The following is a 26,999-nucleotide window of genomic DNA, read 5'->3' as shown; positions in this document are numbered from 1 at the left end:
AGTGGCGAGTCGGGGTGTCATATTCAACGTGAGAGGTGTTGATGGTGATACCACGAGCTTTTTCTTCCGGCGCGTTATCGATCTGATCGAATGCGCGAGCAGCACCGCCGTAGGTTTTAGCCAGTACGGTAGTGATGGCAGCGGTCAGGGTAGTTTTACCGTGGTCAACGTGGCCGATGGTGCCGACGTTAACGTGCGGTTTTGTACGTTCAAATTTTTCTTTAGACACGGCTATATTCCTTACTATAGCGCTCTCCCCTTGTGGAGAGAGCACGGGACTTAGGTTTTAATCCTGTGGATTATTTACCACGGGCTTCGATTACGGCCTGAGCAACGTTGTTCGGTGCATCATCATACTTCAGGAATTCCATAGTGTACGATGCACGACCTTTGGTCAGAGAACGCAGCTGAGTTGCATATCCGAACATTTCAGACAGCGGAACTTCAGCGTGGATCTTAACGCCAGTGACTTCGGATTCCTGACCGCGCAGCATACCGCGACGACGGCTCAAGTCACCGATAACATCACCGGTGTTTTCTTCCGGCGTTTCTACCTCAACCTTCATGATTGGCTCAAGCAGAACTGGTTTAGCTTTCTTAAAGCCTTCTTTAAAGGCAATAGACGCAGCCAGTTTAAACGCCAGTTCAGAGGAGTCAACGTCATGGTAAGAACCGAAGTGCAGACGAACACCCATATCAACAACCGGGTAACCTGCCAGCGGACCGGCTTTCAGCTGCTCCTGGATACCTTTATCAACGGCCGGGATGTATTCGCCAGGGATTACACCACCTTTAATGTCGTTGATGAACTCGTAGCCTTTCGGGTTTGAACCCGGCTCCAGCGGGTACATGTCGATAACAACATGACCATACTGACCGCGACCACCAGACTGCTTGGCGTGTTTACCTTCGATATCGGTAACTTTCGCACGAATCGCTTCGCGGTAAGCAACCTGAGGTTTACCGACGTTCGCTTCAACGTTGAATTCACGCTTCATACGGTCAACGATGATGTCGAGGTGCAGTTCACCCATACCGGCGATAATGGTCTGGTTAGATTCTTCGTCAGTCCATACGCGGAATGACGGGTCTTCTTTAGCCAGACGGCCCAGAGCCAGACCCATTTTTTCCTGGTCAGCTTTGGTTTTCGGTTCTACGGCGATGGAGATTACCGGCTCAGGGAATTCCATACGCTCCAGAATGATCGGCGCATCCGGATCACACAGAGTGTCACCCGTAGTTACGTCTTTCAGACCGATCGCAGCAGCGATGTCGCCCGCACGGACTTCTTTGATCTCTTCACGTTTGTTAGCGTGCATCTGTACGATACGACCGAAACGCTCACGAGCCGCTTTCACGGAGTTCAGTACGGTATCACCAGAGTTAACCACACCGGAGTACACACGGAAGAAGGTCAGGTTACCCACAAACGGGTCGGTAGCGATTTTGAATGCCAGTGCAGAGAAAGGCTCTTCGTCGCTCGCGTGACGTTCAGCAGGCGTGTCTTTACCGTCGTCCAGGATACCGTTGATCGCAGGTACGTCAACCGGGGATGGCAGGTAATCAATTACCGCATCCAGCATCGCCTGAACACCTTTGTTCTTAAATGCAGAACCACAGGTTACCAGGATGATTTCGTTATTCAGAACGCGCTGACGCAGAGCTTTTTTGATCTCTTCTTCAGTCAGTTCTTCACCACCCAGGTATTTCTCCATCAGCTCTTCAGAAGCTTCCGCAGCGGACTCGATCAGGTTCTGGTGCCATTCGTCAGCCAGATCCTGCATGTCAGCCGGGATATCTTCGTAAGTGAAGGTAACGCCTGCATCTGCTTCGTTCCAGTTGATGGCTTTCATTTTCACCAGGTCAACAACACCGGTGAACGCTTCTTCAGCGCCAATCGCCAACTGCAGCGGAACCGGGTTCGCGCCCAGACGGGTTTTGATCTGACCAACAACTTTCAGGAAGTTCGCACCCATACGGTCCATTTTGTTAACGAACGCAATGCGCGGAACTTTATATTTATTTGCCTGACGCCATACGGTTTCAGACTGCGGCTGAACACCACCAACTGCGCAGTAAACCATTACCGCACCATCAAGAACACGCATGGAACGTTCTACTTCGATAGTGAAGTCAACGTGCCCCGGGGTGTCGATGATATTTACGCGATGCGGTTCATACTGCTTAGCCATACCAGACCAGAATGCAGTAGTCGCTGCGGAAGTGATAGTAATACCACGTTCCTGCTCCTGCTCCATCCAGTCCATGGTGGCTGCGCCGTCATGAACTTCACCGATTTTATGGTTTACACCGGTGTAGAACAGAATACGTTCGGTAGTAGTGGTTTTACCGGCGTCGATGTGCGCACTGATACCGATGTTACGGTAGCGTGCGATGGGTGTTGTACGAGCCATTTGATTCCTCGTTTATCTTTTAGGCGTTCAATTTAAGTAGCCCAAAGCGGGCTGCTTACTGGAAGCGCCCGCCTGGTGACTAAAACTCCGAAGGGATTACCAACGGTAGTGTGCGAACGCCTTGTTGGCTTCTGCCATACGGTGAACGTCTTCACGTTTCTTAACTGCAGTACCTTTGTTTTCTGCAGCATCAGAAAGTTCGTTCGCCAGGCGCAGAGCCATGGATTTATCACCGCGTTTACGAGCAGCTTCAACGATCCAACGCATTGCCAGAGCATTACGACGAACCGGACGGACTTCAACTGGTACCTGATAAGTAGAACCACCAACGCGGCGAGACTTAACTTCGACAGTCGGGCGCACGTTTTCGAGAGCTACTTCGAAAGCTTCCAGTTCAGATTTACCAGAACGCTGAGCCAGGGTCTCCAGCGCGCTGTATACGATTGTTTCGGCAGTAGATTTTTTACCATCTACCATCAGGATATTTACAAATTTAGCCAGCAGTTCTGATCCGAACTTCGGATCCGGCAGAATTTTACGCTGACCAATGACGCGACGACGTGGCATGGAAATACTCCGTTGTTAATTCAGGATTGTCCAAAACTCTACGAGTTTAGTTTGACATTTAAGTTAAAACGTTTGGCCTTACTTAACGGAGAACCATTAAGCCTTAGGACGCTTCACGCCATACTTGGAGCGAGCTTGCTTACGGTCTTTAACGCCGGAGCAGTCAAGCGCACCGCGTACGGTGTGGTAACGAACACCCGGGAGGTCTTTAACACGACCGCCACGGATCAGGATCACGGAGTGCTCCTGCAGGTTGTGACCTTCACCACCGATGTAGGAAGTCACTTCGAAACCGTTAGTCAAACGAACACGGCATACTTTACGCAGTGCGGAGTTCGGTTTTTTAGGAGTGGTAGTATATACGCGAGTACATACACCACGTTTTTGCGGGCATGCTTCCAGCGCAGGCACGTTGCTTTTTGCAACTTTGCGAGCGCGTGGTTTGCGTACCAGCTGGTTAACTGTTGCCATTAAATAGCTCCTGGTTTTAGCTTTTGCTTCGTAAACACGTAATAAAACGACCTCATACAATATGAGGACGCCGAATTTTAGGGCGGTGTCGAAAAGGTGTCAAGAAATATACAACGATCACACAATCACCAGGCCATCTGGCTGGTATGCTTAACCGTAAGTCTGACGAAGTCAGTATAGTCAACCCTGACGACACTGTCTGAAATTTGACCACCCAAACCGCGAGCTTCAATGTCTTCTTTCAGTGCGTATACCGTTATGGGGGTGTTTTGCAGGCTTTCAAGGAAGCGACAGCCTTCAATTGCGGCGGTAACGCCATCCTGGAGCAACAAAAGTTCATCACCTTCTGCGAGCAGACGCAGGATTGCTGAGAAATCAGAGTGCCACGCGGAGCGGTGTAAAGTATGCAGCATGAAAACCTCAGAATCTCAGGATGACATCGTAGTTGCCCAGTTCGCGGCGCAGCGCTTCTGGCTCCAGCAGCGTCGCCTCAACGACAAAACGTGCCCCTTCTTCGAGTCCACGCTCGCGCAGCGAGGCGGCGCATAACCAGCATTGTTCGATATCGTACAGCCCCAGCAGTTTGAAGGTCGCAATATAGTCGCGGGCCAGAATGACACCCGGCTTTTGTCCCTGAAGGATCTGAAAGACGCCATCACCAATAAAGAAGACACCGATCTCTTCGGTTAACGCCGACGTCGCCAACAGCGCGTCCAGCCCTTCCCGGCCCGATGCACTCCCGTGTGGCATTGTGGAAAAAACAAAGGCAATACGTTTCATCAGAACTGCACCACGCGATCGCAGGTCAGTGAAGCTTGCGCCAGCGCACCCAGTCCGCTGAGGGTAAAACCCGGTTGCAGATTGGCAGACGCCAGCCCCAGTCGGCCCGCTTCTGTGTCATCTACCACACCGCGACGCAGTGCTGCTGCCACACAAATGTTCAGCTCAACGCCATGCTGTGTATGCATTTGTTGCCAGGCCCGTACCAAATCAAATTCATCACTGGCCGGAGAGGTCAACTGGTTGGCGTTATAGACCCCTTCCCGATAGAAAAAGACGCTGCTTAACGTATGGCCTTCTTCAATCAACGCCTGAGCAAACTGCAATGCGCTGCTCGCCTGCTGGGTACCATACGCCGGACCAGTAACCACAATGGCAAAACGCATTACTTATCTTGCCCCTGGAAGTCGCCGCTCTTGAACTGGCGAATATAGAGGTACACGGTGTGCTTGGAGATGTTCAGTCGATCGGCAACCTGGTTGATGGCGTCCTTAATATCGAAGATACCTTTCTCATACAGATTCAGGACGATCTGGCGGTTCTTGGCATTATTAGAAACATTACGATCGGCGTTCACCTCTTCAATGGTGAACTCCAGCGTCTGCGTCACCAGATCTTCCACGGAAGAGGCGAAGTTAACAGACGATCCCACTTCCGGGGTCTCCGGAGGAATAAAGGTATTCATGATCTGCGAGAACGGGACATCAAGGTTCATGTTGATGCACAGCAGACCAATTACGCGATGCTCGCGATTGCGAATGGCAATCGTCACTGACTTCATCAGAACGCCGCTTTTCGCACGGGTAAAGTAGCATTTAGAGACGCTGCTATCTGCACCGGTCATATCGTGCAGCATCCGCAACGCAAGGTCAGTAATCGGTGAACCGATTTTGCGTCCCGTATGTTCGCCGTTGGCAATGCGAATGGCGGAACATTTCAAATCCTGCAAAGAGTGCAATACAATTTCACAGTGGGAACCAATGAGCATCGCTAACCCGTCCACCACCGCTTCGTAGGATTTCAGAATATCAAAGTCGGTTTGATCGAAAGGACGTTGATCCAGTAAATCAAGCTCACTGGTTTCGTTGGTTAAAAGCGACCTGGACATGAAAAAAAACACTCCTTTTCAGGAGCCTGTCGTTATGTTTTCAGGGCAGGCTCATTAATTTTGTGGATGATTAAATTAATACAGTGGTGCTTCCACTTTCCACTATTAATTATATCCGGCCTGCACAAAAAAAACCGCCGCTCTGTTCGGCGGCGGTTCTCAGTTTTTATTTTTTAGCAGCATCTGCTGCTTTTGCGTCAGCCTCTGCTGCCGCTTCTGGCTTAGCATCCGCCTTCGGTGCCGGTTTGATATCCAGCAGTTCTACGTCGAATACCAGCGTGGAGTTAGCCGGGATCCCCGGAACGCCGGTTTTACCGTAAGCCAGTTCCGGTGGGATGACCAGCTGAATCTTGCCGCCTTTCTTAATGTTCTTCAGTCCTTCAGTCCAGCCAGGGATCACACCGTCCAGACGGAAAGAGAGCGGTTCGCCACGGGTGTAGGAGTTATCAAACTCTTTACCGTCGATCAGCGTGCCTTTGTAGTTCACCACCACAGTGTCGCTGTCTTTCGGCGCATCGCCCGTACCGGCTTTCTCAACTTTGTAGAGCAGGCCCGTTGAAGAGGTCTTCACATCTTTCTCTTTCGCAAACTTGGCGCGGAACGCTTTGCCTTTAGCTTCGTTGTCCGCCGCGTCTTTTTCCATCTTCGCCTGAGCGGAGGCTTTCACGCGTGCTTCAAAAGCCTGCAGGGTCTGCTCGATTTCCTGGTCAGACAGTTTGCTCTTATCCGCAAACGCATCCTGAACGCCGGCGATCAACTGGTCTTTGTCCAGTTTGATGCCCAGCTTTTCCTGCTCTTTCAGGGAGTTTTCCATATAGCGGCCCAGCGACGCGCCCAGCGCATACGCCGATTTCTGGTCGTCATTTTTGAACGCAGCTTTACTGTCGGCAGTAGCAGCTGGTTTCGCCGCTTCCGCAGCAAAGGTGATCGGAGCATGCAGAGCAACGGCCATCGTGGTCGCCAGCAGCGTGACTTTAAACAGTGATTTCATCCATATCTCCAGGGCCGGGGCATCTCACCCCATGGTTAACTTTTACTTGAGAAGCGTACTATAAAGCGTTGTCGAACAAATCAACATACGGACATGCCTGATTATCGCTACTTTTGAGACTCTTTTTGTTTAAATTAGTTTCGATAAGACGTAATCAGGGCTGTGTATTCGGATAAAGTTCAGTAGAATCCGCCGCAAACCGAGACAATCAATGAGGTGAATCATGCAAGATACAACGATGGAAGCCCGACTGGCAGAGCTGGAAAGCCGCCTGGCTTTTCAGGAAATCACCATTGAGGAGCTCAACGCAACGGTAACAGCCCATGAAATGGAAATGGCCAAACTGCGCGATCATTTGCGTCTGTTGACGGAAAAACTCAAAGCGAGTCAGCCTTCCAACATCGCCTCGCAGGCGGAAGAGACGCCACCGCCTCATTATTAAAAAACGCCATTCTCACGGATCCTTGTCGAATGGCATTTCAGTTTTAAACACTTAATACCATGCAGCGCGCCCCGGACACGCGCTGCATATCGCGATCACCAGCTATAACGCAGATTAAGACTACCGCTCAAATCATCATAACCATCGCGACCTTTCTGCCCGGTAACCTGGGCGCGCACGCTCCACTGCGTGTTGATATTCGCCTGAATACCCATTTTTAGCTCGCCGCGATCGGCAGGAAGTTCCTGCCCGACACGTGCGTCATCGAACGCAACCGCAACATCATCGTTGGTGTGCAGCCAGTTAAGCTCCGCAAACGGCTGAATCTGTGAATGTGGATCCTTATACAAGCGGCCATCTATGCGCAGGCCTAACCGGGTCGTCCAGCTGCTGCTGTTTTGATCGCCAATATGGGTGCCGCTGTTATCAGTGACACTGTCCGCACGGTATTCTTGCCAGATGGCCTGAGCCTGCGGGGTCAGACTCAGGCTGTTGTGATTTTGCAACGCGATATCGTACCGATAGCCCGTTTCCAGAGAAAGCGCGTTAGCTCTGGAATCATAATTCTCCGATCCAACATCACCGTTATCCACGCTGTTATTGTAGATACCGTACTGATACCAGCTATCCAGATACATTCCAGTGTGGTTTTGCGCATCGGCAAACCAGGTGGCGTAAAGCCCCAGATTATAACCGTCGACATTGCCGGATGCGGAGAAACGACTACCGTCCGCACCACGATTGCCAGTACTGTCAGTATTGGCGTTGATATAGCTTCCCATCAGGCCGACAGTGAAACTCTGTTGAGAGTTGTTCCAGGCAAGAATATCGCCGCCTAACTGGAACTGCGAATAGTTGTTGTCGATGTCCACATTGCCATTGACGGCCCCGGACTCAGCTTTACCCGCCTTAAAACGCGCCCAGACGCTACCGTCGCCAGAGTGATACTGGCTGCCTTCACGGTCATAAAGCGTTTGCATTTGCAGACTACGCGCCATCCACTGGTTACCGATATACACGCCAATGTCGGGGCGGTATTGCGGATTATCCGGCGTTGGGGGAACCGGCACATCACCACCATCATCGTCGCCCCCGTCATCAGGATCGGGAGGCGTCACGGCCAGCGAGCGCAGATACCAGTCGCCATCACGTTCATCCTGATACAGACGGTATTCATACAATCCGGCCTGCACCTGGTTACCCTGGGTAAACACTCCGCGGGACGCGCCCTCAACGTCAACCACTTCGATACCATTACGGGTGGCGGCTCCATTCCCGCCGGTAGGCTTGATGTATAATGTGGTATCGCCAGACGTATCACCGGTAATCGTCAACATGTCGGTAGCGGAGTTATCGTCGCCAAGGTACGTGTTAAGGGTCAGCGAACCACCGTTGCCGGAATAATTCCCGTTAATCATCAGCGTATTATAAGATTCGTCGCCGCTGGTAAGTTTGTTAACCGGAAGCGGAATATCACCGCTGCCGCTTACGATAGCCCCCTCATTCGTCACATCACCATTAATGGTCAGTGTATGAGCAAAATAGAGCGAGCCGCTGTTAGCGACTTGCCCATTGACCGTTGCATTATTACCGCCAAATGACGCGCTCTCTGCTACCGCTATCCGTTGTTGACTCCCCGCCGCGCCAATAGATGCCTGTGGATTGAGCCACAGCGTACCCGCTTGTACCGCTGTGGTTCCGCTATAGGTATTTTCAGCCCCCAGGATGAGCGTACCGCCTCCTTGTTTCGTGAGCGATTTTCCATCCCAGCCGCTGGCGCTATTAGGCGCCACATCATCCAATGATGCATCAAGTGTAAAGCTTTGACCGGCATTAGCGAGCGTGAACGAGCCATCTGCCGGTCTTCGCGAATTGTAACTGTCAGCATACCAGGTCAGACCCAGAGTAACGTCGTAATGGGTCGCATCCGTTCTGCCTCGCCGCCCTTCAGCAGTAATGTAATCCACCTGACTGGCGGGTGCGCCTGCGATGGTTAACGTATCAAAATCACCTGTAATATCTTCCGCTGCGTCAATCACCGTGACGGTACCCGTATGCTGATAGCCTGGTGCGCTGGTAAATCCTGTGATATTTAAATCACCGCCTGTATTCGCCTGTTGTGCGCTGACAACTGGCTGCGTTGACGACAGATCTAAAAACACATCCAACGAACTCCCCTCTTCCTGAGTCAGCGTATTCAACGTCACGGTGCTGCCCTGTTCAATGCGCATCGTCCCACCGGAATTCGTCGTGATGTTTTGCGAAATATTCACCATGCCATCGGTATCAAGCACAAGCTCGCCGCTGTTGCTGATGTCGCCACTGCCCAGCGCATCGGCGTTAGTGGCAAGAACTGCGCCCTCTTCAATTCGGGTGCCGCCGCTATAGGTGTTATCTCCACTCAGAATTAAGGCGCCATCACCTTTTTTGGTCAATGTTTTGCCGTCCCAGCCAGTCTCTGGATCAGGAGCGACATCCACCAGCGCGCGGGTAACCTCAAAATGTTTTCCCGCCGCCAGCGTGAAAGTGCCATGCGCACCGGACGTCCTTGCGGCTGGCGATGAACTATCTCCATACCAACTCAGATCCGTGCCCAGAAGGTATTGCGTATTGTCGACGGGATTGATCTGACCGCTAAAAGCAAGGTAGTCCGGTATTGCGGACGCGTCCTTCGACAGGCTGGAGAAGTTACCGTTAATCGCCGTAGCTGCATCAATTAATACCACTTGTTGCTGCGCAAGTTGCCCGTCCGAAGTCAGGTTCTCAAGGCCGGACGTATCCACATCATGAAGATTAAGCGCACCATCCAGCGTGATATTATTTGCAATAATCAGCGGGATGTCATCTGCCATGGCTTGTGTGGCAGCGGCATAGTCCACGTCCAGTTCACTGGTATCCTGCAACGTGATTTCATCTGCCTTCAGGGTACTGTACACACCATTTTCATCATCAGAGCGAAATACCAGGCCACCGGCACTGGTTAACTGCGTTAAAGACGAACCGCCCGTAATGATCCAGCGGGTATCATCCGCAAGCGTCATATTCAGGGTAGAAGTGGCATTAGCATTTTTCTCTTTAATGTCGTTATTCACCGAAGTCTTACCCATAAACTGCGATCCTGCGTCCATAGTAAGATCGATGCTTCCCCAGCCTTCACTGATAATGTCACCCTCAATATCCATTTTACCGCTGCCAGTAACGGTACCGCCGGGCAATAGCGTTCCATCTTTACTGGATGTCATATAGGCATTGCGAATAGCGATACCGCCATCGGTTTGAATGGTCGTCTCCCCCGTCAGGTTAACCGAGCCGCCCTGCTGTACCATGACGCCTGCACTTCCTTTGCCGCTGCCGGTCATGTCTATCTTAAGATTCTCGCCGTTAATAATGCCGGGATTAGACAAGTTATTATCGCCAATCGCCCAAAGCCCCCTGGATTTATTCCCACCGCTCATGATGATATCGGTATTCGACATATTCACTTTCTGCCCGTAAAACTGAGCGGAAGCGCCATACCCATTCACCGCATAAATTGTGTTGCGATTATCGGCGGTACCATTGAAATTAACGATTGAGTTGCCGCCAATGCCGGAATCCGACGCGCAGATGCCGCTGGTCGTTCCGTTCTTGCCAACGACACGACCATCAATCGCGCTTCCCGCCCCCACATCTGCCGTCACATCTTTGGAACTGCCCTGGACGTTTATTCCAATTGACTGTTGCGTTTTAACCGTCAGTTCGCTGGCGGTAAAACGGCCGTTGGTAATCCAAATGGTCTCAGCATTGCCAGTTGCACTAACGGAACTACCTGCGCCGAGATCCATTTTCCCGCCGTCCATCTGAATACCGTAGAACCACCCATTACCTGTAACATCAACGGTCAGATGATCGGCAGTAAAGGATCCGCTGCTACTGCTCATATCGATGCCATCAGCTTGCGTAAAGCCCGCAACGGTAATGGTCGAACCGCTGCCCAAATCCATGCTTCCGTTACTGTCAATGGATATACCACGTCCGCTGAGCCCTGACGTCGCGGTATTAGTTGTCGTGAGCGTAAGATCTAAATCATCGGCGGTAAATTTACCGCCATCTTCAGCGGTAATACCCTGAGCAAAGTTGGCGTTTCCCGTAAGCGAAATGTGGCTGCCACTGCCCAAATCTACACTGCTGGAACGTCCTACCCGAATCCCCTCCGCCCACCCGGTTCTGGTATTCAAGACATTGAGCATGAGCGCATTAGCGTTTAAGGCGCCAGCCCCATAAGATTCACCCACTTCGATACCGATCGAATTTGACTCGCTGGAGACATTGATCTGCGTTCCGCTACCCAAATCGATGCCTGAGTTGCCGAAACTATCAATACCCCTTGCCGGCCCCTGACTGGCGGTTACATTGATTGTCCCCCCGTCCATTTTAAAACCGCCACTGTTATTGCTCAGATAAACGCCGTAAGCATAATAATTGCTGCTGGTGCTGGATACACTGATCGTACTGCCCTGCCCCAGGTCGGTATTTCCCCCAGTGCCAAAATCCTGGAAGCCATACGCACCGCCCCCAGAACTTTGCACATTAATGTTGAGTCCATTCGCAGTTATTCCGGTATTAGATTGTTTCTTATCAATAAAAATACCTTTTACTTCACCAGATTTGTCTCCATCACTGACCCTGACCTCCGTTCCATCTCCGAGTTGATTACCTACGCCATTATCGAGATTAATGCCGGTCATGGGACCACTATTACCAGAAACATTAATAATTGTTTTACCGTTAATTTGAACGCCAGTTCCTCCTGCCGCAGAACTATCAATACCTTTACCACCGCTGGTCGACGTAATGGTATCGCCATTCTCAATAGTAATACTGGCTCCACTTTGCGGACCAATTTCCGCCGCATAAACGGAGCAAATGCCGGAAACAGTCAGGTTTAACGCTGCTCCCACAATACAGATTCGCCGTCGAGTACCGCCACCGCCACGCACAAATTCAGCAACGACCATAAACATATTACGGGTAGCATTCCAGACGATGTTATAGCATTTATTCATTATTTCTTCCTTGAGAAGATATTTATTGTGAGAATATTTATAAATAAATTATATGATGAGAAATTCACAATACGTTTTTCCAAACGCTATCCTATGCCAATTAATATTCTTTACGCGAACACAAAAAATGCTATTTAGCGACTTAATATTAATTAGTCGTTCATTTATTATTTACAGTCTGAATTTATCTCAAGCAATAATCTATCAGAGAATATGATTTAGAAAGAAAACAGTCACAATAGAACGCAACCACAGGTAATGCGTTCAGCGTAATAGTTTTATAGCTGGCTGATTTAAATCATCTTCACGATGTCTGGGGAAAATGCTGCGGAAAAGAATCAAAATAAGAGAAGGATTAAGGCCCAATATCCACTCAGTCTTAAAAGAAAAGAAGCCGTAATCAGACAATAAAAAAGGCAGCCATCGCTGCCTTTTAACGCGCACTCACGCTGACGATCAAATCAGCATGGTGAATGGCTTAGTGGCAACCGCAACCGCCGTTGCCTTTACCGCCACCGCCACAGCAGCCTTCGCCGCCGTGCTCGTGACCGTGATCATGGCCGTGACCGCCGCAGCAGCCGTCATGATCGTGGTCATGGTCGTGCCCGTGCGCACCGTGAACGTGGCCGTGAGCCAGTTCTTCTTCGGTCGCTTCGCGGATCGCCACAACTTCAACGTTGAACTTCAGATTCTGACCTGCAAGCATGTGGTTGCCGTCAACCACAACGTGGTCGTCTTCCACTTCGGTAATTTCTACCGGAACCGGACCCTGGTCAGTTTCAGCCAGGAAACGCATGCCAACCTGCAGTTCGTCAACGCCCATGAAGACGTCTTTAGGTACGCGCTGCACCAGGTTTTCATCATACTGACCGTAAGCGTCGTTCGCGCCCACAGCAACATCAAATTTATCGCCAACCGCGTGACCTTCCAGCGCTGTTTCCAGACCAGAGATCAGGGAACCGTGACCATGCAGGTAGTCCAGCGGCGCACTCACCGGAGACTCATCAACCAATACACCGTCTTCTGTACGTACCTGATAGGCCAGGCTGACCACCAGGTCTTTTGCTACTTTCATGATATCTCCTGAGCGTGGGAAAATTGCTGGCGCAGATTGTAGCTGAAATCTGCACCTGTGTACCCCTTAGCTTAAAAAAACTCGGGACATATCGCTAGTCCGGATGAAAGATCCCGATCACTTGCTCTTCTTTGCGAACGTGATCGCGGGCTTCTTTATCCGCTTCGCGCATCTGATGACCACACTTAACACATTCAACAATATCAATATTATTCTCGCGCCACATTGCCAGAGAATCCTGTGCCTGACAGGAAGGGCATTTCGCCCCTGCAATAAAACGTTTACGGATTGCCATACTTATCCTCTATTCGAATTCATCCCAGCCATCCAGTTGGCGTCGTTCTTGTTGCATCTCGCGCTGGAAAATCTCCTCCAGCTCGCGTCTGGCTTCTCTGGCGCGAGAGATTTGTACCGTATCGGCATGCATCGGGATGAGTTCCCTCAGCATCCGCATATCCAGCCGACGGAAATGCAGTTGCGCCCGCTGCGCCTGATGGGGATGCATCCCCAACGACACCAGCGTTTTGCGTCCCAACTCCAGCGCACTGGAAAAGGTCTCACGGGAGAACTGCGACACGCCTGCCTGTAATAACTCATGTGCTTCAACGCGTCCGCGCGCTCGCGCAAGAATATGCAAATGCGGAAAATGCTGTTGGCAGATCTCCACCAGCTTCATCGTATCTTCCGGCTCATTACAGGTAATCACAATGGATTCTGCCGCTTCCGCCCCGGCTGAACGCAGCAGATCCACCTGCGTCGCATCGCCGTAATAGACCTTATAGCCATATTTACGCATCAGGTTTACCGCGCTGATGTCCCGCTCAAGCACGGTGATACGCATCTTATTGGCCATCAACAAACGCCCAATAACCTGACCAAAACGGCCAAAGCCCACCACGATGACCTGAGGCTTATCATCCTCAACCCACGGCATTTCATCGTCTTCATCCGGGCCATTCATCTGACGGGAAAGCCATTTATCGATAAGCTTCATTAGCATCGGCGTGGTCATCATTGACAGCGTGACGGTCACCAGCAAAAGCGCCATCTGATCGCCCTGAAACAACCGCTGCGACGACGCGGTCGAGAACAGCACAAAGGCGAACTCACCGCCCTGACTCAACACCCCCGCAAACTGCATTCTTTCAGAGCTTCGCAAACCGTACAGTCGCGCCAGCAGATAAAGCACCAGCGTTTTGACTGTCACCAGCACCACTACGCTTGCCACAACCCACAGCAGATGGGTGTATAACACGCCAAGGTTGAGCGACATCCCGACAGAAATAAAGAAGAGCCCCAGCAGCAGTCCTTTAAACGGATCGATCGCGGTCTCCAGCTCATGCCGGTATTCGCTTTCCGCTAACAGCACCCCGGCGATAAACGTGCCGAGTGCCATCGACAGCCCCAGCGCATCCATAAACAGTGCCGATCCCAGCACCAACAGCAGCGTGGCGGCGGTAAACACTTCGCGCACGCCGGAGGCGGCAATAAACCGGAACACCGGGCGCAGCAGATAGCGTCCGCCGATCAGCATGCCGGCAAACGCCAGCACCTTCATGCCGATCTTCATCCAGTCGAAATCTTCATCGGCCGAACCGGCTAACAGCGGCACCAGCGCGAGCGCCGGGATCACCGCCAGATCCTGGAACAGTAAAACCGAAAAGCCCAACTGCCCGGATTCGCTGCGGTTCATTCCTTTTTCACGCATCAGCTGTAGCGCCATCGCGGTTGACGACATCGCAAGACCTATCCCACCAACAACTGCCGCAGGCCCGGAGAAATCGGTCAGCATCAGCAGCCCAGCCAACAGCGCCGCACTCAGCAGAACCTGCGCCGCCCCCACGCCGAAGATCGAACGTCGGAGCTGCCAGAGCTTCGACGGGTTCAGCTCCAGCCCGATGATAAACATCAGGAACACCACGCCCAGCTCAGAGAAGTGGAGGATCTCATCCACGTCGCTGATAAAACCTAATCCCCACGGGCCGATAGCGATCCCCGCGAGCAAATACCCCAGCACTGCCCCAATCCCCAGCCGCGATGCCAGAGGCACCGCAGCCACCGCCGCGAAGAGAAACAGCACTCCCGCAGTCAATAAATCGGAACCTTCCATCAGCGGCCTCCCACAGGAACGGGATGAGCAAGCCAGTCGCCATACGCTTTTGCATGGCTTTCCAGCTCCTGCGCGCTTTGTCGTCTGGCCCAGTAAATAATAATGGGACTCAGCCAGTGCATTCGGCACATTCCTGCCGTCAGTTCGAATGGCCGCAATACATCGCTCATCGGATAGCGATTCAGCGCGTCATAGCGATAGGCGCTCTCCGGTTCACCGGTGGTGATCACGCTGCGCCAGTATTTTCCCGCCAGCTGATTGCCCCCGGGGCCGCTGGCAAAGCCACGGCTCAATACGCGATCCAGCCACTCTTTCAGTAACGCCGGACAACTATAGGTGTACAGTGGATGCTGAAACACGATCACGTCATGCTCACGCAGCAGCGCCTGCTCATGCGGGATATCGATAAAAAAATCAGGATAGTGCGCGTAGAGATCGTGCACCGTAACGTTGCTGAGCTGCGTGGCCGGCTTAAGCAGTACCCGGTTAGCTACCGAGTCCTGAGATTCCGGATGGGCATACAGCAGCAAGACCTTTGCTGACTGAGACATCATCCCCCTCCCGGTTTGTTTCTGTTTTTGTGTATAGTCGTCGTTTTGGGCTACCATTGCGGCCCGGTGCGGTTAATGGCCCACACCTTACATTATCATAATGATAAATTAACATAGTCTGAACATACGGCGCCTTATGATTGTTTTCTCCTCGTTACAAATTCGTCGCGGCGTGCGCGTCTTACTGGACAATGCCACTGCCACCATCAATCCGGGTCAGAAAGTGGGCCTGGTGGGTAAGAACGGCTGCGGGAAATCTACCCTGCTGGCATTGCTGAAAAATGAAATCAGCGCAGATGCCGGTGGTTTTACCTTTCCCGGTAGCTGGCAACTGGCATGGGTAAATCAGGAAACGCCTGCTTTGCCCCAGCCCGCGCTGGAATATGTCATTGACGGCGACCGCGAATATCGTCAACTGGAAGCCCAGTTACACGACGCTAACGAACGTAACGACGGACACGCCATTGCCACCGTCCACGGCAAGCTGGATGCCATCGACGCCTGGACCGTACGCTCCCGCGCGGCCAGCCTGTTGCATGGTCTCGGTTTCTCTAATGAACAACTGGAACGTCCGGTCAGCGACTTTTCCGGCGGCTGGCGTATGCGTCTCAACCTGGCCCAGGCGCTGATTTGTCGCTCCGATCTGCTCCTGCTCGATGAACCGACCAACCACCTCGATCTGGATGCGGTTATCTGGCTGGAAAAATGGCTGAAGAGCTATCAGGGCACTCTGATTCTTATCTCCCACGACCGTGACTTCCTCGATCCGGTCGTGGATAAAATCATCCATATCGAACAGCAAACGATGTTCGAGTACACCGGCAACTACAGCGCGTTTGAAATTCAACGCGCCACGCGTCTGGCTCAACAGCAGGCAATGTACGAAAGCCAACAGGAGCGCGTGGCGCATCTGCAAAGCTATATCGATCGCTTCCGCGCCAAAGCCACGAAAGCGAAGCAAGCGCAGAGCCGTATCAAGATGCTGGAACGCATGGAGCTGATTGCCCCGGCACATATCGATAACCCGTTCCATTTCAGCTTCCGCGCGCCGGAGAGCCTGCCGAATCCGCTGTTGAAAATGGAGAAAGTGAGTGCCGGTTATGGCGAACGCATTATCCTGGACTCCATCAAACTGAACCTGGTGCCGGGATCGCGTATCGGCCTGCTGGGACGTAACGGCGCGGGTAAATCCACGCTCATCAAACTGTTGGCAGGTGAGCTGTCCCCTGTCAGCGGTGAAATCGGACTGGCGAAAGGCATCAAGCTCGGTTACTTCGCCCAGCACCAGCTCGAGTATTTGCGGGCGGATGAGTCGCCATTGCAGCATCTGGTGCGACTGGCGCCACAAGAACTGGAACAGAAGCTACGCGACTACCTGGGCGGCTTCGGCTTCCAGGGCGATAAAGTCAGCGAAGAGACGCGTCGTTTCTCCGGCGGCGAAAAGGCACGACTGGTGCTGGCGCTGATCGTATGGCAGCGTCCGAACCTGCTGCTGCTGGATGAACCGACTAATCACCTTGATCTCGACATGCGTCAGGCATTAACCGAAGCGTTGATTGAATTTGAAGGCGCGCTGGTGGTGGTTTCGCACGACCGCCATTTGCTACGTTCCACAACAGACGACCTGTATCTGGTGCACGACCGCAAGGTCGAGCCGTTCGATGGCGATCTGGAAGATTATCAGCAGTGGCTGAGCGATGTGCAGAAACAGGAAAGCCAGTCTGACGAGACACCAAAAGAGAACATCAACAGCGCGCAGGCGCGTAAAGACCAGAAGCGTCGGGAAGCCGAACTGCGCACGCAAACCCAGCCGCTACGTAAAGAGATCGCCCGTCTGGAAAAAGAGATGGAGAAGCTGAACGCGCAGCTGGTGCAGGTGGAAGAAAAGCTGGGCGACAGTGAACTTTACGACCAGAGCCGCAAAACCGAGCTGACGGACTGTCTGCAACAGCAGGCCAGCGCCAAAGCCGGACTGGAAGCGTGCGAAATGGCCTGGCTGGACGCCCAGGAGCAGCTCGAGCAGATGCTGAGCGAGTAACAGTGATGACACACGTAATCCATCACGATCCTGAAATGCCAAACGGCAGCAGTGACGAATTTCGCCCGATGCGCGGTATCAGTAACTGCCATCTGCAGACCATGCTGCCGCGTTTGATCCGCCGAAAAGTGAATTTCGACGCCCACTGGCAGCGTCTGGAATTACCCGATGGCGACTTTGTCGATCTGGCCTGGAGTGAAGATCCGCATCAGGCGAAGCACAAGCCGCGTCTGGTGGTGTTTCATGGCCTGGAAGGCAGTCTGAACAGTCCGTACGCACATGGTCTGATTGAGGCTGCAAAGAATCGTGGCTGGCTTGGCGTGGTGATGCACTTCCGCGGCTGTAGCGGCGAACCGAACCGCCTGAACCGTATTTATCACTCCGGTGAAACCGAAGACGGAACCTGGTTCTTAGGCTGGTTGCAGCGGGAATTTGGCCATGCGCCGACGGCCGCCGTAGGCTATTCACTGGGTGGAAATGTGCTGGCGTGCCTGCTGGCTAAAGAAGGGGAAAACATCCCGCTTGATGCGGCAGTCATTGTCTCGGCCCCCTTTGTGCTGGAAGCCTGCAGCTACCATATGGATAAAGGCTTTTCCCGTGTTTATCAGCGCTATCTGCTCAACCTGCTGAAGGCTAACGCGTCGCGCAAGCTGGCGGCCTATCCAGGCTCGCTGCCGGTGAGTCTGGCGCAGTTGAAATCCCTGCGCCGGATCCGCGAGTTTGACGATCTGATCACCGCCAAAATTCACGGCTTCGCCGATGCCATCGACTACTATCGTCAATGCAGCGCAATGCCTTTGCTTAGCGACATCGCCATTCCGACGCTGATCATCCACGCGAAAGACGACCCGTTTATGGATAGTCATGTGATCCCCAAAGCGGAAGATTTACCGCCGCACGTAGAGTATCAGCTCACCGAACACGGCGGGCACGTCGGGTTTATTGGCGGGACGCTACGTCGCCCACAAATGTGGCTGGAATCGCGTATTCCTGACTGGCTGACCCCCTATCTGGAGACATAATCATGCAGATCCCCTGGCAGGACCTTTCCCCCGAGACGCTGGACAATCTGATCGAAAGCTTTGTGTTGCGCGAAGGTACCGATTATGGTGAACATGAACGTACCCTTGAGCAAAAAGTCGCCGACGTCAAACGCCAGTTACAGTGTGGAGAAGCGGTTCTGGTGTGGTCTGAGTTGCACGAAACCGTCAACATTATGCCGCGCAAATCATTTCGCGAATAACCCGCACGCTATCGGCCGACTATAATAAAAAATCAATTTATTGATGGAGTTAACATGTCTGCCAAACATCCGGTGATTGCGGTAACAGGATCCAGCGGCGCGGGGACCACCACCACCAGCCTCGCGTTCCGTAAAATTTTTGCGCAGCTCAACCTGCGCGCCGCCGAGGTGGAAGGCGATAGTTTTCACCGCTATACCCGTCCGGAAATGGATATGGCAATCCGCAAAGCGCGCGACGCCGGCCGCCATATCAGCTATTTTGGCCCCGAGGCAAACGACTTCGGTCTGCTGGAACAAACCTTTATCGAATACGGACAGACGGGCAAAGGTCAGTCACGCAAATACTTGCACACCTACGACGAAGCCGTTCCCTGGAACCAGGTTCCAGGTACCTTTACCCCGTGGCAACCGCTGCCGGAACCGACCGATGTGCTGTTCTATGAAGGACTGCACGGCGGCGTGGTGACACCACAGCACGAAGTTGCCAGTCATGTTGATCTGCTGGTCGGCGTGGTCCCCATCGTAAACCTGGAGTGGATCCAGAAGCTGATCCGCGATACCAGCGAACGCGGTCATTCCCGTGAGGCGGTGATGGATTCGGTAGTGCGTTCGATGGACGACTATATCAACTACATCACCCCACAGTTTTCCCGCACTCATATTAACTTCCAGCGCGTGCCAACCGTAGACACGTCAAACCCGTTTGCCGCCAAAGGCATTCCGTCACTGGATGAGAGCTTTGTGGTCATTCATTTCCGCAACCTGGAAGGGATCGATTTCCCCTGGCTGCTGGCGATGTTGCAAGGTTCATTCATATCTCACATCAATACCCTTGTGGTGCCGGGCGGCAAAATGGGGTTGGCCATGGAGCTCATCATGTTGCCGCTGGTACAGCGACTGATGGAAGGGAAAAAAATCGAATAAACGATGGGAAGTGCCCGATGGCGCTTCGCTTATCGGGCCTACAAATCAACCTGTAGGCCGAATAAGACTTTTGCAGACATCCGGCAACATGAAAAATTACGCAGCAATCACTTCATACGAATGCGTAATGTTGACCGCTTTTTCCAGCATCAGCGCCACGGAACAATACTTTTCTGCTGAGAGATCGACCGCACGTGAAACGGCGGCATCCTTCAGATCGTTCCCCGTGACAATAAAGTGCAGATTGATGTGAGTGAACAGGCGCGGCGCCTCTTCGCGACGTTCCGACGTCAGTTTCACTTCGCAGTTCGTCACATCCTGACGGCCTTTTTGCAGGATAGAAACCACGTCAATTGCGCTGCAACCGCCTGCCGCCATCAGCACCATTTCCATCGGACTCGGCGCTTTATCACCAGAGTTACCGTCCATCAAAATCTGGTGTCCGGAAGCTGACTCACCCAGGAAGGTTAACCCCTCAACCCATTTAACACGCGCTTGCATATTTTTTAACTCCAGTGCGTCAATTTTCCTGACAGATTACGCGTACATAACAATTCTCGCAACGGAAGGCGACCTCCGTCATGCTGAAGCGAGACACCAGGAGACACACGGCTAAAGCTATGCTAAAACAGTCAGGATGCTACAGTAATACATTGATGTACTGCATGTATGCAGAGGACTTCACATTAAAGGCTGCAGTTTGTTTTTGACAGCCTCTTCCCAGGACGCGGGAAGCACATTTTTGCAACCCCAGAGACAGCGGCATTTTTTGGCTCTGGAGACAGCTTATAACAGAGGATAATCGCGCATGGTGCTTGGCAAACCGCAAACAGACCCGACACTTGAATGGTTCTTGTCTCATTGCCACATTCATAAGTACCCGTCCAAGAGCACGCTGATTCACCAGGGTGAAAAAGCGGAAACGTTGTACTACATCGTTAAGGGCTCAGTGGCAGTGTTGATTAAGGATGAGGAAGGGAAAGAAATGATCCTTTCTTATCTGAATCAGGGTGATTTTATTGGCGAACTGGGCCTGTTTGAAGAAGGCCAGGAACGTAGCGCATGGGTTCGAGCGAAAACAGCGTGTGAAGTGGCTGAGATTTCCTACAAGAAATTCCGCCAGTTGATCCAGGTGAACCCCGATATTCTGATGCGCCTCTCTTCCCAAATGGCTCGCCGCCTGCAAGTCACGTCAGAGAAAGTCGGTAACCTGGCCTTCCTCGACGTAACCGGTCGTATCGCCCAGACGCTGCTGAATCTGGCGAAACAACCTGATGCGATGACCCACCCGGACGGTATGCAGATCAAAATCACTCGCCAGGAGATTGGTCAGATCGTTGGCTGCTCTCGCGAAACCGTTGGTCGTATTCTGAAGATGCTGGAAGATCAAAACCTGATCTCCGCTCACGGTAAAACGATCGTCGTTTACGGCACTCGTTAATCTCATCGGAAATGACGCGCTACTCGGTAGTGCGTCATTTTTGTTTTGCCAATGTGGCGCAGACTGATTTATCACCCAGAAATCAACTATGCACTACGTCAAACGCTGGTGCTCTGTTTGCCCGTGGCCGTCGGCCTCATCATTGGGCAGCTACATCTGGGCCTGCTCTTCTCTCTGGTTCCCGCCTGCTGCAACATTGCCGGGCTTGATACTCCGCACAAACGCTTTTTCAAACGCCTGATTATCGGTGCGTCGCTGTTTGCTGGCTGTAGCCTGATCATGCAGTTGCTACTGGCGCAGGCGGTGCCGTTACCCCTGATCCTGACCGGCCTGACGCTTACGCTCGGCGTCACCGCAGAATTGAGCTCCCTTCACGCTCGCTTGCTTCCCGCCTCGCTGATTGCGGCGATTTTCACACTGAGCCTTGCGGGAAATATGCCAGTCTGGGAGCCTCTGCTAATCTACGCGCTCGGCACGTTATGGTACGGGTTGTTTAACTGGTTCTGGTTTTGGCTCTGGCGCGAACAGCCGCTGCGCGAGTCGCTGAGTCTGTTATATCGGGAACTGGCGGATTACTGCGAAGCTAAATACAGCATGCTGACCCAGCATACCGATCCAGAAAAAGCCCTGCCGCCGCTTTTGGTGCGCCAGCAGAAAGCCGTCGACCTTATCACCCAGTGCTATCAGCAGATGCACATGCTGTCGGCCCATCACAATAATGATTACAAGCGGATGCTGCGCGCCTTTCAGGAAGCGCTGGATCTGCAAGAACACATCTCCGTCAGTCTGCATCAGCCGGAAGAGGTGCAAAAGCTGGTTGAGCGCAGCCACGCTGAACAGGTGATTCGCTGGAATGCGCAAACGGTCGCCGCTCGTCTGCGCGTACTGGCGGATGACATTCTGTATCACCGGCTGCCAACACGGTTCACCATGCAAAAGCAGATTGGCGCGCTGGAAAAAATTGCTCATCAGCATCCGGATAACCCCGTCGGGCAGTTCTGTTACTGGCACTTCAGCCGTATCGCCCGCGTGCTTCGTACCCAGCGCCCGTTATACGCCCGCGATCTGATGGCCGATAAACAGCGTCGGTTACCGCTGCTGCCTGCGTTGAAAAACTATCTCTCGCTAAAATCTCCGGCGCTACGTAACGCCGGACGGATCAGCGTCATGCTCAGTATCGCCAGTCTGATGGGAACCGCGCTCCATCTGCCGAAACCTTACTGGATCCTGATGACGGTGTTGTTTGTGACGCAAAACGGCTACGGCGCCACCCGCGTGCGTATTCTGCACCGTTCAGCGGGAACGCTGGTGGGGCTGATTATCGCAGGCGTGACGCTGCACTTTCATATTCCGGAGGGATATACGCTGGCCCTGATGCTGGTGATCACCCTGGTCAGCTATCTGACCATCCGTAAAAACTACGGCTGGGCGACGGTTGGATTTACCGTCACGGCGGTATATACCCTGCAACTCCTGACACTGGACGGCGAGCAGTTCATCATTCCGCGATTTGTCGATACGGTGATAGGCTGCCTGATTGCGTTTGGCGGTACCGTCTGGCTGTGGCCGCAGTGGCAGAGTGGACTGTTGCGTAAAAATGCCCATGACGCGCTGGAGGCCGATCAAGAAGCCATTCGTCTGATTCTCAGCGCCGATCCGCAACCCACGCCGCTCGCCTGGCAACGTATGCGAGTCAACCAGGCGCACAATACGTTGTTCAACTCGCTCAATCAGGCGATGCAGGAACCTGGTTTTAACACCCATTACCTGGAAGATATGAAGCTGTGGGTGACGCACAGTCAGTTTATCGTCGAACATATCAATGCCATGACCACGCTGGCACGTGAGCATACGATGCTGACGCCGGACCTGGCGCAGCGATATCTGCAATCGTGTGAAATTGCGCTGCAACGCTGTCAGCAACGGCTGGAGTATGACGGACCAGGCAGCTCAGGGGATGTGAATATTCTGGAAGCGCCAGAAATGCTTTCCCACGGACCGTTAAGTACCCTCGAACAGCATCTGCAGCGCGTTATTGGTCACCTGAATACCATGCACACTATCTCGTCGGTGGCATGGCGTCAGCGACCTCACCATGGGATCTGGCTCAGCCGCAGCTTGCGGGATATGCGGGGTTGACACTGATTGCCGGATGGCGACGTAACGCCTTATCCGGCCTACTGGTGTGCTTATCGTAGGCCGGATAAGCGATAGCGCATCCGGCATTTCAATCGACTACCTTCGCAACAGCGTCAGCAAAACGCTGCATCCCTTCGTCGATATCCGCCTCATTCACCACCAGAGATGGTGCAAAGCGCATCACGTCCGGCCCCGCATTCAGCACCATTACGCCAGCATCCGCCGCCGCATAGAGGAAATCGCGCGCGCGTCCTTTGTATTGAGACTTCAGTTCGGCACCGATCAACAGGCCCATACCGCGAATGTCGCTGAACACGTGGTACTGCTCATCAATCTGCTGTAAATGTTGAACAAATTTCTGCCGCTTCGCCTGTACGCCGCCCAGCACATCCGGCGTATTGATGATGTCGAACGCCGCCTCCGCTACCGCACAGGCCAGCGGGTTACCGCCGTAGGTCGAACCATGAGAGCCGACGTGAAACGCTGAGGCAATTTCCTGCGTCGTCAATACCGCGCTCACCGGGAAGCCCCCGCCCAACGCTTTCGCACTGGTGAGAATATCCGGCGTCACGCCGTAGTGCATGTAGGCAAACAGATCGCCGGTACGTCCCATCCCGCTTTGCACTTCATCAAACACCAGCAGCGCCTGATGCCGATCGCAGAGTTCACGCAGCCCTTGCAGAAATTCCGACGTCGCGGCAAGAACGCCGCCCTCACCCTGCACGGGTTCAACCACGACAGCGCAGGTATGGTCGTCCATCACGGCTTTCACCGCGTGGAGATCGTTAAATGGAACGTGGATGATATCCGCCGGCTTTGGTCCGAAGCCATCGGAATACTTCGGCTGGCCACCGACGGTGACAGTAAACAAGGAGCGACCGTGAAACGCATTATGGAAGGCAATGATTTTGGTTTTGAACGGGCTATGGCGCACGCAGGCATAATGACGCGCCAGTTTGAATGCCGTTTCATTGGCCTCTGTCCCGGAGTTCATGAACAGCACGCGCTCGGCAAAGGTAGCGTCGATAATTTTTTGCCCCAGACGCAGCGCGGGTTCGTTTGTGAAAACGTTACTGGTATGCCAGAGCGTTTCGCCCTGGGTTTTCAGCGCCTCCACCAGCGCCGGATGGCAATGTCCCAACGCAGTCACCGCAATCCCGCCTGCGAAATCAACGTAGTCCTTGCCCTGCTGATCCCAGACACGACTGCCTTTCCCTTTTACGGGAATAAATTCCGCCGGTGCATAAATTGGCAGAATGACTTCATCGAACGTTGCCCGGGTTACTGCCGTTTTATCAATTGCCATCTTATGACCATCCAGTTACGCAAAAATGAATGTGAAAATATAATCACAAAATATGCATAAAAAATCACTAGATAGCAACCACAAATCACCGATTGAGGAAATTTGCCAGCAGCTGATGTCCCTGTTCGCTGAGAATACTTTCCGGATGGAACTGCACACCTTCCAGATCCCACGCCGTATGGCGGATCCCCATAATCTCCTGCGTTTCGCTCCAGGCGGTTACCTCAAAGCAATCGGGGAGTGTGGCGGGATCGATGAGAAGTGAATGATAGCGGGTGACGGTAAGCGGGTTTGTTAACCCCTGAAACACACCCTGTCCGGTATGGCGGATGGGCGACGTTTTACCGTGCATCACTTTTGCGGCACGTACGATGGTCGCGCCAAATGCCTGCGCCATCGCCTGATGCCCCAGACAAACGCCCAGGATCGGCAAGCGCCCGGCGTAGTGGCGAATCACCGCCAGCGAAATTCCGGCATCATCCGGGGTGCAGGGGCCGGGCGAGATGACGATTTTTTGCGGTTGCAGCGCATCGATCTGCGACAGTGTCAACTCGTCATTGCGCTTAACCCGCACGTCAGCGCCCAGCTCACAAAAATACTGATAGAGGTTCCAGGTGAAAGAATCGTAGTTGTCGATAAGCAGGATCATGACGGCTCCGGTCGAGGAAAACCGCGCTATTCTACTCAGTTTCCTCGGCTTCGCTTACCCCTTTACGAAATATTGCCTGTAACGCGCTTAGGTCGCCCATCGCCCCCTCCTGATTCGCCCGATTCCACTCCGCCACCGGCACATCTCCCCAGTGAAGAAGATAACCAGCATGAATAGCCAGTTGTTCAAAGAAGATCCGCTGCGCCATGCCGCTGCCGAGACGAAATGGATGTAGCACGTTGATCTCACAATAATAATGCGCAAGGCGGTTGACGAACTTCTCTTTCGGCAACCCCATCAGGTAGTTCTCTTCTTCCAGATCCTGCATCAGGGCATTGCCCTCTTTTTCGATATAAGCGAAATGGCAAAAGCGGGTATCTCCCTGATAGATATCCACTTCACGCAGATGACCCGCCCAGTCAAAAACGTCCTGGTAAAGTTGACGATGAATCGCACACAGATGAGGTAACCCGCGCTTCGATGGGCCCAGTTCGATGGTCGCTGCACGCAGCGCGGTCAGTTCGTAAGCCGCCTGCTCCAGACGCCCGACCTGATGGATCCCCAGGCGGTTACGCATCACGTTCAGTCCGGGGTAGAGATACGGATCGCGGTCGTCGCCAATTTTATCGCTCATAGTGCCTCCGGAGTTCTTCCAGACGCGCCAGCGCCTCTGCGGCATTAAGAGTGACTAACGGACTTTCGACGCCCTCAAGACGGCGACTGGCCTGAAAATTCACATTACGCTGCTGTTCCCAGAGCCGGGATTTTTGCCTGTCGGTGAGTTTTTTCACTTTACGCCTCCCTGATTGATCCGTGTTTGCCACAAGTATAAGCAGCAAAACGCGGTTACGCAGGGAAGGGAAAACGACGCGGGCATGAAAGCCCGCGTGAGAAGGGATTACGGCAGAACTTTAGCGGAGAGGATAACCACCGGTTTTGACGGCACATTCTGGTAAGGGCCGACATCATGGGTTGGCACCTGGGAAATCTTATCGGCGACGTCCATCCCTTTCACAACTTTACCAAATACGGCGTAGCCGAAGTCGCGCTGACCGTGATCGAGAAAGGCATTATCCGCCACGTTGATAAAAAACTGGCTGGTCGCGCTGTCTTTATCGGCAGTACGCGCCATCGCGATAGTGCCACGCGTATTACGCAGGCCATTATCGGCTTCGTTTTTAATGGGTGGGTTCGGCTTCTTCTGCTGCATCTGCTCGGTGAAACCGCCACCCTGGATCATAAAGCCCGGGATCACGCGGTGAAACGTGGTGTTGTTATAGAAACCATTGTTCACATAATCGACAAAGTTTTGCACTGAAACCGGCGCTTTTTGGCTATTCAGCTCCAGTTCAATATTTCCCGCAGAGGTTGTCAGCAGTACGTGCGGATCCCCTTTTGCTGCCAGCGCTGCAGGAGAGAGAGCAGAAAGAGCGAAAACAGCTGCAACAGCCGCCAGGGTCGATTTGAGCATGAGATTTCCTTTACGAGAGCAGTAACAAAAGCAAGAGCTTTGATTCTAAAGAGCCTTCAGAGACAAGGCCATCCCTTTACCTAATTTTACGTACCAGAAACATCTGTAACCTCGACGCCTTTCGTATTATTGTGATTTAGATCACATTGAAATATGTAACGCATCCAGAAGTTACCAATAAACATTTAAATACGTCACTAAAACGCCTAAAATCTGCCCGCTCACAGCGCCGTC

At 52.8% G+C, this 26,999-nt stretch carries 27 protein-coding genes; 7 read left to right on the top strand and 20 right to left on the bottom strand.

All coding sequences use genetic code 11. The annotated features are described in order from the left end of the window. The 9 genes from KE671_RS17660 to fkpA all read right to left on the bottom strand — a co-directional run. Positions 1-229: GTP-binding protein (locus KE671_RS17660; RefSeq protein ID WP_001672630.1), on the bottom strand; the 229-nt coding region annotated here is incomplete at its 3' end. A 70-nt stretch (positions 230-299) separates the two neighbouring features. Continuing rightward, entirely contained in the window at positions 300-2,414 is a 2,115-nt protein-coding gene (gene fusA, locus KE671_RS17655; RefSeq protein ID WP_206164030.1) for an elongation factor G, read from the bottom strand. Between the two features lie 96 nt (positions 2,415-2,510). Further along, a complete protein-coding gene (rpsG, locus tag KE671_RS17650; RefSeq protein WP_042998382.1) occupies positions 2,511-2,981 on the bottom strand; it encodes a 30S ribosomal protein S7 in 471 nt (156 codons plus the stop codon). A 96-nt stretch (positions 2,982-3,077) separates the two neighbouring features. Continuing rightward, on the bottom strand, positions 3,078-3,452 hold the full coding sequence (rpsL, locus tag KE671_RS17645; RefSeq protein WP_000246815.1) for a 30S ribosomal protein S12: 375 nt from the start codon (positions 3,450-3,452) through the stop codon (positions 3,078-3,080). A 125-nt stretch (positions 3,453-3,577) separates the two neighbouring features. Further along, positions 3,578-3,865 carry a sulfurtransferase complex subunit TusB gene (tusB, locus tag KE671_RS17640; RefSeq protein WP_206164029.1) on the bottom strand — a complete coding sequence of 96 codons (288 nt, stop codon included), beginning with the start codon at positions 3,863-3,865 and terminating at the stop codon, positions 3,578-3,580. Between the two features lie 7 nt (positions 3,866-3,872). Continuing rightward, positions 3,873-4,232 carry a sulfurtransferase complex subunit TusC gene (gene tusC / locus KE671_RS17635; protein WP_206164028.1) on the bottom strand — a complete coding sequence of 120 codons (360 nt, stop codon included), beginning with the start codon at positions 4,230-4,232 and terminating at the stop codon, positions 3,873-3,875. Next, positions 4,232-4,618, bottom strand: a complete 387-nt coding sequence (gene tusD / locus KE671_RS17630) for a sulfurtransferase complex subunit TusD (protein ID WP_206164027.1) — start codon at positions 4,616-4,618, stop codon at positions 4,232-4,234. The genes tusC and tusD overlap by 1 nt, the downstream gene beginning before the upstream one ends. After that, positions 4,618-5,340, bottom strand: coding sequence for a helix-turn-helix transcriptional regulator (locus tag KE671_RS17625; protein ID WP_042286247.1), 723 nt, complete (start codon positions 5,338-5,340; stop codon positions 4,618-4,620). The genes tusD and KE671_RS17625 overlap by 1 nt, the downstream gene beginning before the upstream one ends. 166 nt (positions 5,341-5,506) lie before the next feature. Then, positions 5,507-6,331, bottom strand: coding sequence for an FKBP-type peptidyl-prolyl cis-trans isomerase (gene fkpA, locus KE671_RS17620; protein ID WP_206164026.1), 825 nt, complete (start codon positions 6,329-6,331; stop codon positions 5,507-5,509). A gap of 223 nt (positions 6,332-6,554) precedes the next feature. Here fkpA and KE671_RS17615 point away from each other — a divergent pair, with 223 nt between their 5' ends. Next, positions 6,555-6,773, top strand: a complete 219-nt coding sequence (locus KE671_RS17615) for a protein SlyX (RefSeq protein ID WP_024133045.1) — start codon at positions 6,555-6,557, stop codon at positions 6,771-6,773. 95 nt (positions 6,774-6,868) lie between these two features. On the opposite strand, the gene KE671_RS17610 is transcribed toward KE671_RS17615, so the two are convergent. The 5 genes from KE671_RS17610 to kefG all read right to left on the bottom strand — a co-directional run bounded on the left by KE671_RS17610 (position 6,869) and on the right by kefG (position 15,554). Then, positions 6,869-11,818 carry an autotransporter outer membrane beta-barrel domain-containing protein gene (locus KE671_RS17610; protein WP_206164025.1) on the bottom strand — a complete coding sequence of 1,650 codons (4,950 nt, stop codon included), beginning with the start codon at positions 11,816-11,818 and terminating at the stop codon, positions 6,869-6,871. Between the two features lie 478 nt (positions 11,819-12,296). Beyond that, positions 12,297-12,893 (bottom strand): peptidylprolyl isomerase, encoded by a 597-nt coding sequence (slyD, locus tag KE671_RS17605; protein ID WP_206164024.1) that lies wholly within the window; start codon positions 12,891-12,893, stop codon positions 12,297-12,299. Between the two features lie 94 nt (positions 12,894-12,987). Then, positions 12,988-13,188, bottom strand: coding sequence for a YheV family putative zinc ribbon protein (locus tag KE671_RS17600; RefSeq protein ID WP_042322806.1), 201 nt, complete (start codon positions 13,186-13,188; stop codon positions 12,988-12,990). Between the two features lie 9 nt (positions 13,189-13,197). Continuing rightward, positions 13,198-15,003: a glutathione-regulated potassium-efflux system protein KefB gene (gene kefB, locus KE671_RS17595; protein WP_206164023.1), complete on the bottom strand. Its 1,806-nt coding sequence runs from the start codon at positions 15,001-15,003 to the stop codon at positions 13,198-13,200. Continuing rightward, complete coding sequence (kefG, locus tag KE671_RS17590; RefSeq protein ID WP_206164049.1) at positions 15,003-15,554, bottom strand: glutathione-regulated potassium-efflux system ancillary protein KefG; 552 nt, start codon at positions 15,552-15,554, stop codon at positions 15,003-15,005. Before kefG ends, kefB begins: the two co-directional genes overlap by 1 nt. Positions 15,555-15,690: 136 nt before the next feature. On the opposite strand from kefG, the gene KE671_RS17585 reads away from it, so the two are divergent. From KE671_RS17585 to KE671_RS17570, 4 genes are read left to right on the top strand one after another with little or no spacing between them, the layout of a single operon-like run. Further along, positions 15,691-17,592, top strand: a complete 1,902-nt coding sequence (locus KE671_RS17585; protein ID WP_206164022.1) for an ABC transporter ATP-binding protein — start codon at positions 15,691-15,693, stop codon at positions 17,590-17,592. Between the two features lie 5 nt (positions 17,593-17,597). Continuing rightward, entirely contained in the window at positions 17,598-18,614 is a 1,017-nt protein-coding gene (locus KE671_RS17580; RefSeq protein ID WP_241029936.1) for a hydrolase, read from the top strand. A gap of 2 nt (positions 18,615-18,616) precedes the next feature. After that, the gene (locus KE671_RS17575) at positions 18,617-18,835 is read left to right on the top strand and encodes a YheU family protein (RefSeq protein ID WP_206164021.1); all 219 of its coding nucleotides are present in this window, start codon (positions 18,617-18,619) and stop codon (positions 18,833-18,835) included. Between the two features lie 54 nt (positions 18,836-18,889). Beyond that, a complete protein-coding gene (locus KE671_RS17570; protein WP_206164020.1) occupies positions 18,890-19,759 on the top strand; it encodes a phosphoribulokinase in 870 nt (289 codons plus the stop codon). A 96-nt stretch (positions 19,760-19,855) separates the two neighbouring features. Here KE671_RS17570 and KE671_RS17565 read toward each other — a convergent pair whose 3' ends face one another. Next, on the bottom strand, positions 19,856-20,260 hold the full coding sequence (locus KE671_RS17565; protein ID WP_192614277.1) for an OsmC family protein: 405 nt from the start codon (positions 20,258-20,260) through the stop codon (positions 19,856-19,858). Between the two features lie 307 nt (positions 20,261-20,567). Here KE671_RS17565 and crp point away from each other — a divergent pair, with 307 nt between their 5' ends. Both crp and KE671_RS17555 read left to right on the top strand, forming a co-directional pair. After that, positions 20,568-21,200, top strand: a complete 633-nt coding sequence (gene crp, locus KE671_RS17560; protein WP_000242758.1) for a cAMP-activated global transcriptional regulator CRP — start codon at positions 20,568-20,570, stop codon at positions 21,198-21,200. Positions 21,201-21,251: 51 nt separating this feature from the next. Next, positions 21,252-23,339 (top strand): YccS/YhfK family putative transporter, encoded by a 2,088-nt coding sequence (locus tag KE671_RS17555; protein ID WP_206164019.1) that lies wholly within the window; start codon positions 21,252-21,254, stop codon positions 23,337-23,339. Positions 23,340-23,427: 88 nt separating this feature from the next. Here KE671_RS17555 and argD read toward each other — a convergent pair whose 3' ends face one another. From argD to ppiA, 5 genes are all read right to left on the bottom strand, one after another. Continuing rightward, the gene (gene argD / locus KE671_RS17550; protein ID WP_206164018.1) at positions 23,428-24,645 is read right to left on the bottom strand and encodes a bifunctional acetylornithine/succinyldiaminopimelate transaminase; all 1,218 of its coding nucleotides are present in this window, start codon (positions 24,643-24,645) and stop codon (positions 23,428-23,430) included. Positions 24,646-24,730: 85 nt separating this feature from the next. Continuing rightward, on the bottom strand, positions 24,731-25,294 hold the full coding sequence (gene pabA, locus KE671_RS17545) for an aminodeoxychorismate synthase component 2 (protein WP_206164017.1): 564 nt from the start codon (positions 25,292-25,294) through the stop codon (positions 24,731-24,733). 31 nt (positions 25,295-25,325) lie between these two features. Beyond that, positions 25,326-25,928 carry a putative adenosine monophosphate-protein transferase Fic gene (locus tag KE671_RS17540; RefSeq protein ID WP_206164016.1) on the bottom strand — a complete coding sequence of 201 codons (603 nt, stop codon included), beginning with the start codon at positions 25,926-25,928 and terminating at the stop codon, positions 25,326-25,328. Then, complete coding sequence (locus KE671_RS17535) at positions 25,918-26,085, bottom strand: YhfG family protein (RefSeq protein ID WP_044253468.1); 168 nt, start codon at positions 26,083-26,085, stop codon at positions 25,918-25,920. Before KE671_RS17535 ends, KE671_RS17540 begins: the two co-directional genes overlap by 11 nt. A 107-nt stretch (positions 26,086-26,192) precedes the next feature. After that, positions 26,193-26,765: a peptidylprolyl isomerase A gene (gene ppiA, locus KE671_RS17530; RefSeq protein WP_206164015.1), complete on the bottom strand. Its 573-nt coding sequence runs from the start codon at positions 26,763-26,765 to the stop codon at positions 26,193-26,195. Between the last annotated feature and the right edge of the window lie 234 nt (positions 26,766-26,999).

Origin of the sequence: Citrobacter amalonaticus, assembly GCF_018252635.1 — a bacterium.
Lineage (GTDB): Bacteria > Pseudomonadota > Gammaproteobacteria > Enterobacterales > Enterobacteriaceae > Citrobacter_A > Citrobacter_A amalonaticus_E.
This window is presented reverse-complemented; position numbering and strand designations above follow the sequence as displayed.

Excerpts from the sequence above, each read along its gene's own strand:
- fusA (WP_206164030.1), bottom strand. The coding sequence starts at position 2,414 with ATGGCTCGTACAACACCCATCGCACGCTACCGTAACATCGGTATCAGT.
- rpsG (WP_042998382.1), bottom strand. The coding sequence starts at position 2,981 with ATGCCACGTCGTCGCGTCATTGGTCAGCGTAAAATTCTGCCGGATCCG.
- rpsL (WP_000246815.1), bottom strand. The coding sequence starts at position 3,452 with ATGGCAACAGTTAACCAGCTGGTACGCAAACCACGCGCTCGCAAAGTT.
- tusB (WP_206164029.1), bottom strand. The coding sequence starts at position 3,865 with ATGCTGCATACTTTACACCGCTCCGCGTGGCACTCTGATTTCTCAGCA.
- tusC (WP_206164028.1), bottom strand. The coding sequence starts at position 4,232 with ATGAAACGTATTGCCTTTGTTTTTTCCACAATGCCACACGGGAGTGCA.
- tusD (WP_206164027.1), bottom strand. The coding sequence starts at position 4,618 with ATGCGTTTTGCCATTGTGGTTACTGGTCCGGCGTATGGTACCCAGCAG.
- KE671_RS17625 (WP_042286247.1), bottom strand. The coding sequence starts at position 5,340 with ATGTCCAGGTCGCTTTTAACCAACGAAACCAGTGAGCTTGATTTACTG.
- fkpA (WP_206164026.1), bottom strand. The coding sequence starts at position 6,331 with ATGAAATCACTGTTTAAAGTCACGCTGCTGGCGACCACGATGGCCGTT.
- KE671_RS17615 (WP_024133045.1), top strand. The coding sequence starts at position 6,555 with ATGCAAGATACAACGATGGAAGCCCGACTGGCAGAGCTGGAAAGCCGC.
- KE671_RS17610 (WP_206164025.1), bottom strand. The coding sequence starts at position 11,818 with ATGAATAAATGCTATAACATCGTCTGGAATGCTACCCGTAATATGTTT.
- slyD (WP_206164024.1), bottom strand. The coding sequence starts at position 12,893 with ATGAAAGTAGCAAAAGACCTGGTGGTCAGCCTGGCCTATCAGGTACGT.
- KE671_RS17600 (WP_042322806.1), bottom strand. The coding sequence starts at position 13,188 with ATGGCAATCCGTAAACGTTTTATTGCAGGGGCGAAATGCCCTTCCTGT.
- kefB (WP_206164023.1), bottom strand. The coding sequence starts at position 15,003 with ATGGAAGGTTCCGATTTATTGACTGCGGGAGTGCTGTTTCTCTTCGCG.
- kefG (WP_206164049.1), bottom strand. The coding sequence starts at position 15,554 with ATGTCTCAGTCAGCAAAGGTCTTGCTGCTGTATGCCCATCCGGAATCT.
- KE671_RS17585 (WP_206164022.1), top strand. The coding sequence starts at position 15,691 with ATGATTGTTTTCTCCTCGTTACAAATTCGTCGCGGCGTGCGCGTCTTA.
- KE671_RS17580 (WP_241029936.1), top strand. The coding sequence starts at position 17,598 with ATGACACACGTAATCCATCACGATCCTGAAATGCCAAACGGCAGCAGT.
- KE671_RS17575 (WP_206164021.1), top strand. The coding sequence starts at position 18,617 with ATGCAGATCCCCTGGCAGGACCTTTCCCCCGAGACGCTGGACAATCTG.
- KE671_RS17570 (WP_206164020.1), top strand. The coding sequence starts at position 18,890 with ATGTCTGCCAAACATCCGGTGATTGCGGTAACAGGATCCAGCGGCGCG.
- KE671_RS17565 (WP_192614277.1), bottom strand. The coding sequence starts at position 20,260 with ATGCAAGCGCGTGTTAAATGGGTTGAGGGGTTAACCTTCCTGGGTGAG.
- crp (WP_000242758.1), top strand. The coding sequence starts at position 20,568 with ATGGTGCTTGGCAAACCGCAAACAGACCCGACACTTGAATGGTTCTTG.
- KE671_RS17555 (WP_206164019.1), top strand. The coding sequence starts at position 21,252 with ATGTGGCGCAGACTGATTTATCACCCAGAAATCAACTATGCACTACGT.
- argD (WP_206164018.1), bottom strand. The coding sequence starts at position 24,645 with ATGGCAATTGATAAAACGGCAGTAACCCGGGCAACGTTCGATGAAGTC.
- pabA (WP_206164017.1), bottom strand. The coding sequence starts at position 25,294 with ATGATCCTGCTTATCGACAACTACGATTCTTTCACCTGGAACCTCTAT.
- KE671_RS17540 (WP_206164016.1), bottom strand. The coding sequence starts at position 25,928 with ATGAGCGATAAAATTGGCGACGACCGCGATCCGTATCTCTACCCCGGA.
- ppiA (WP_206164015.1), bottom strand. The coding sequence starts at position 26,765 with ATGCTCAAATCGACCCTGGCGGCTGTTGCAGCTGTTTTCGCTCTTTCT.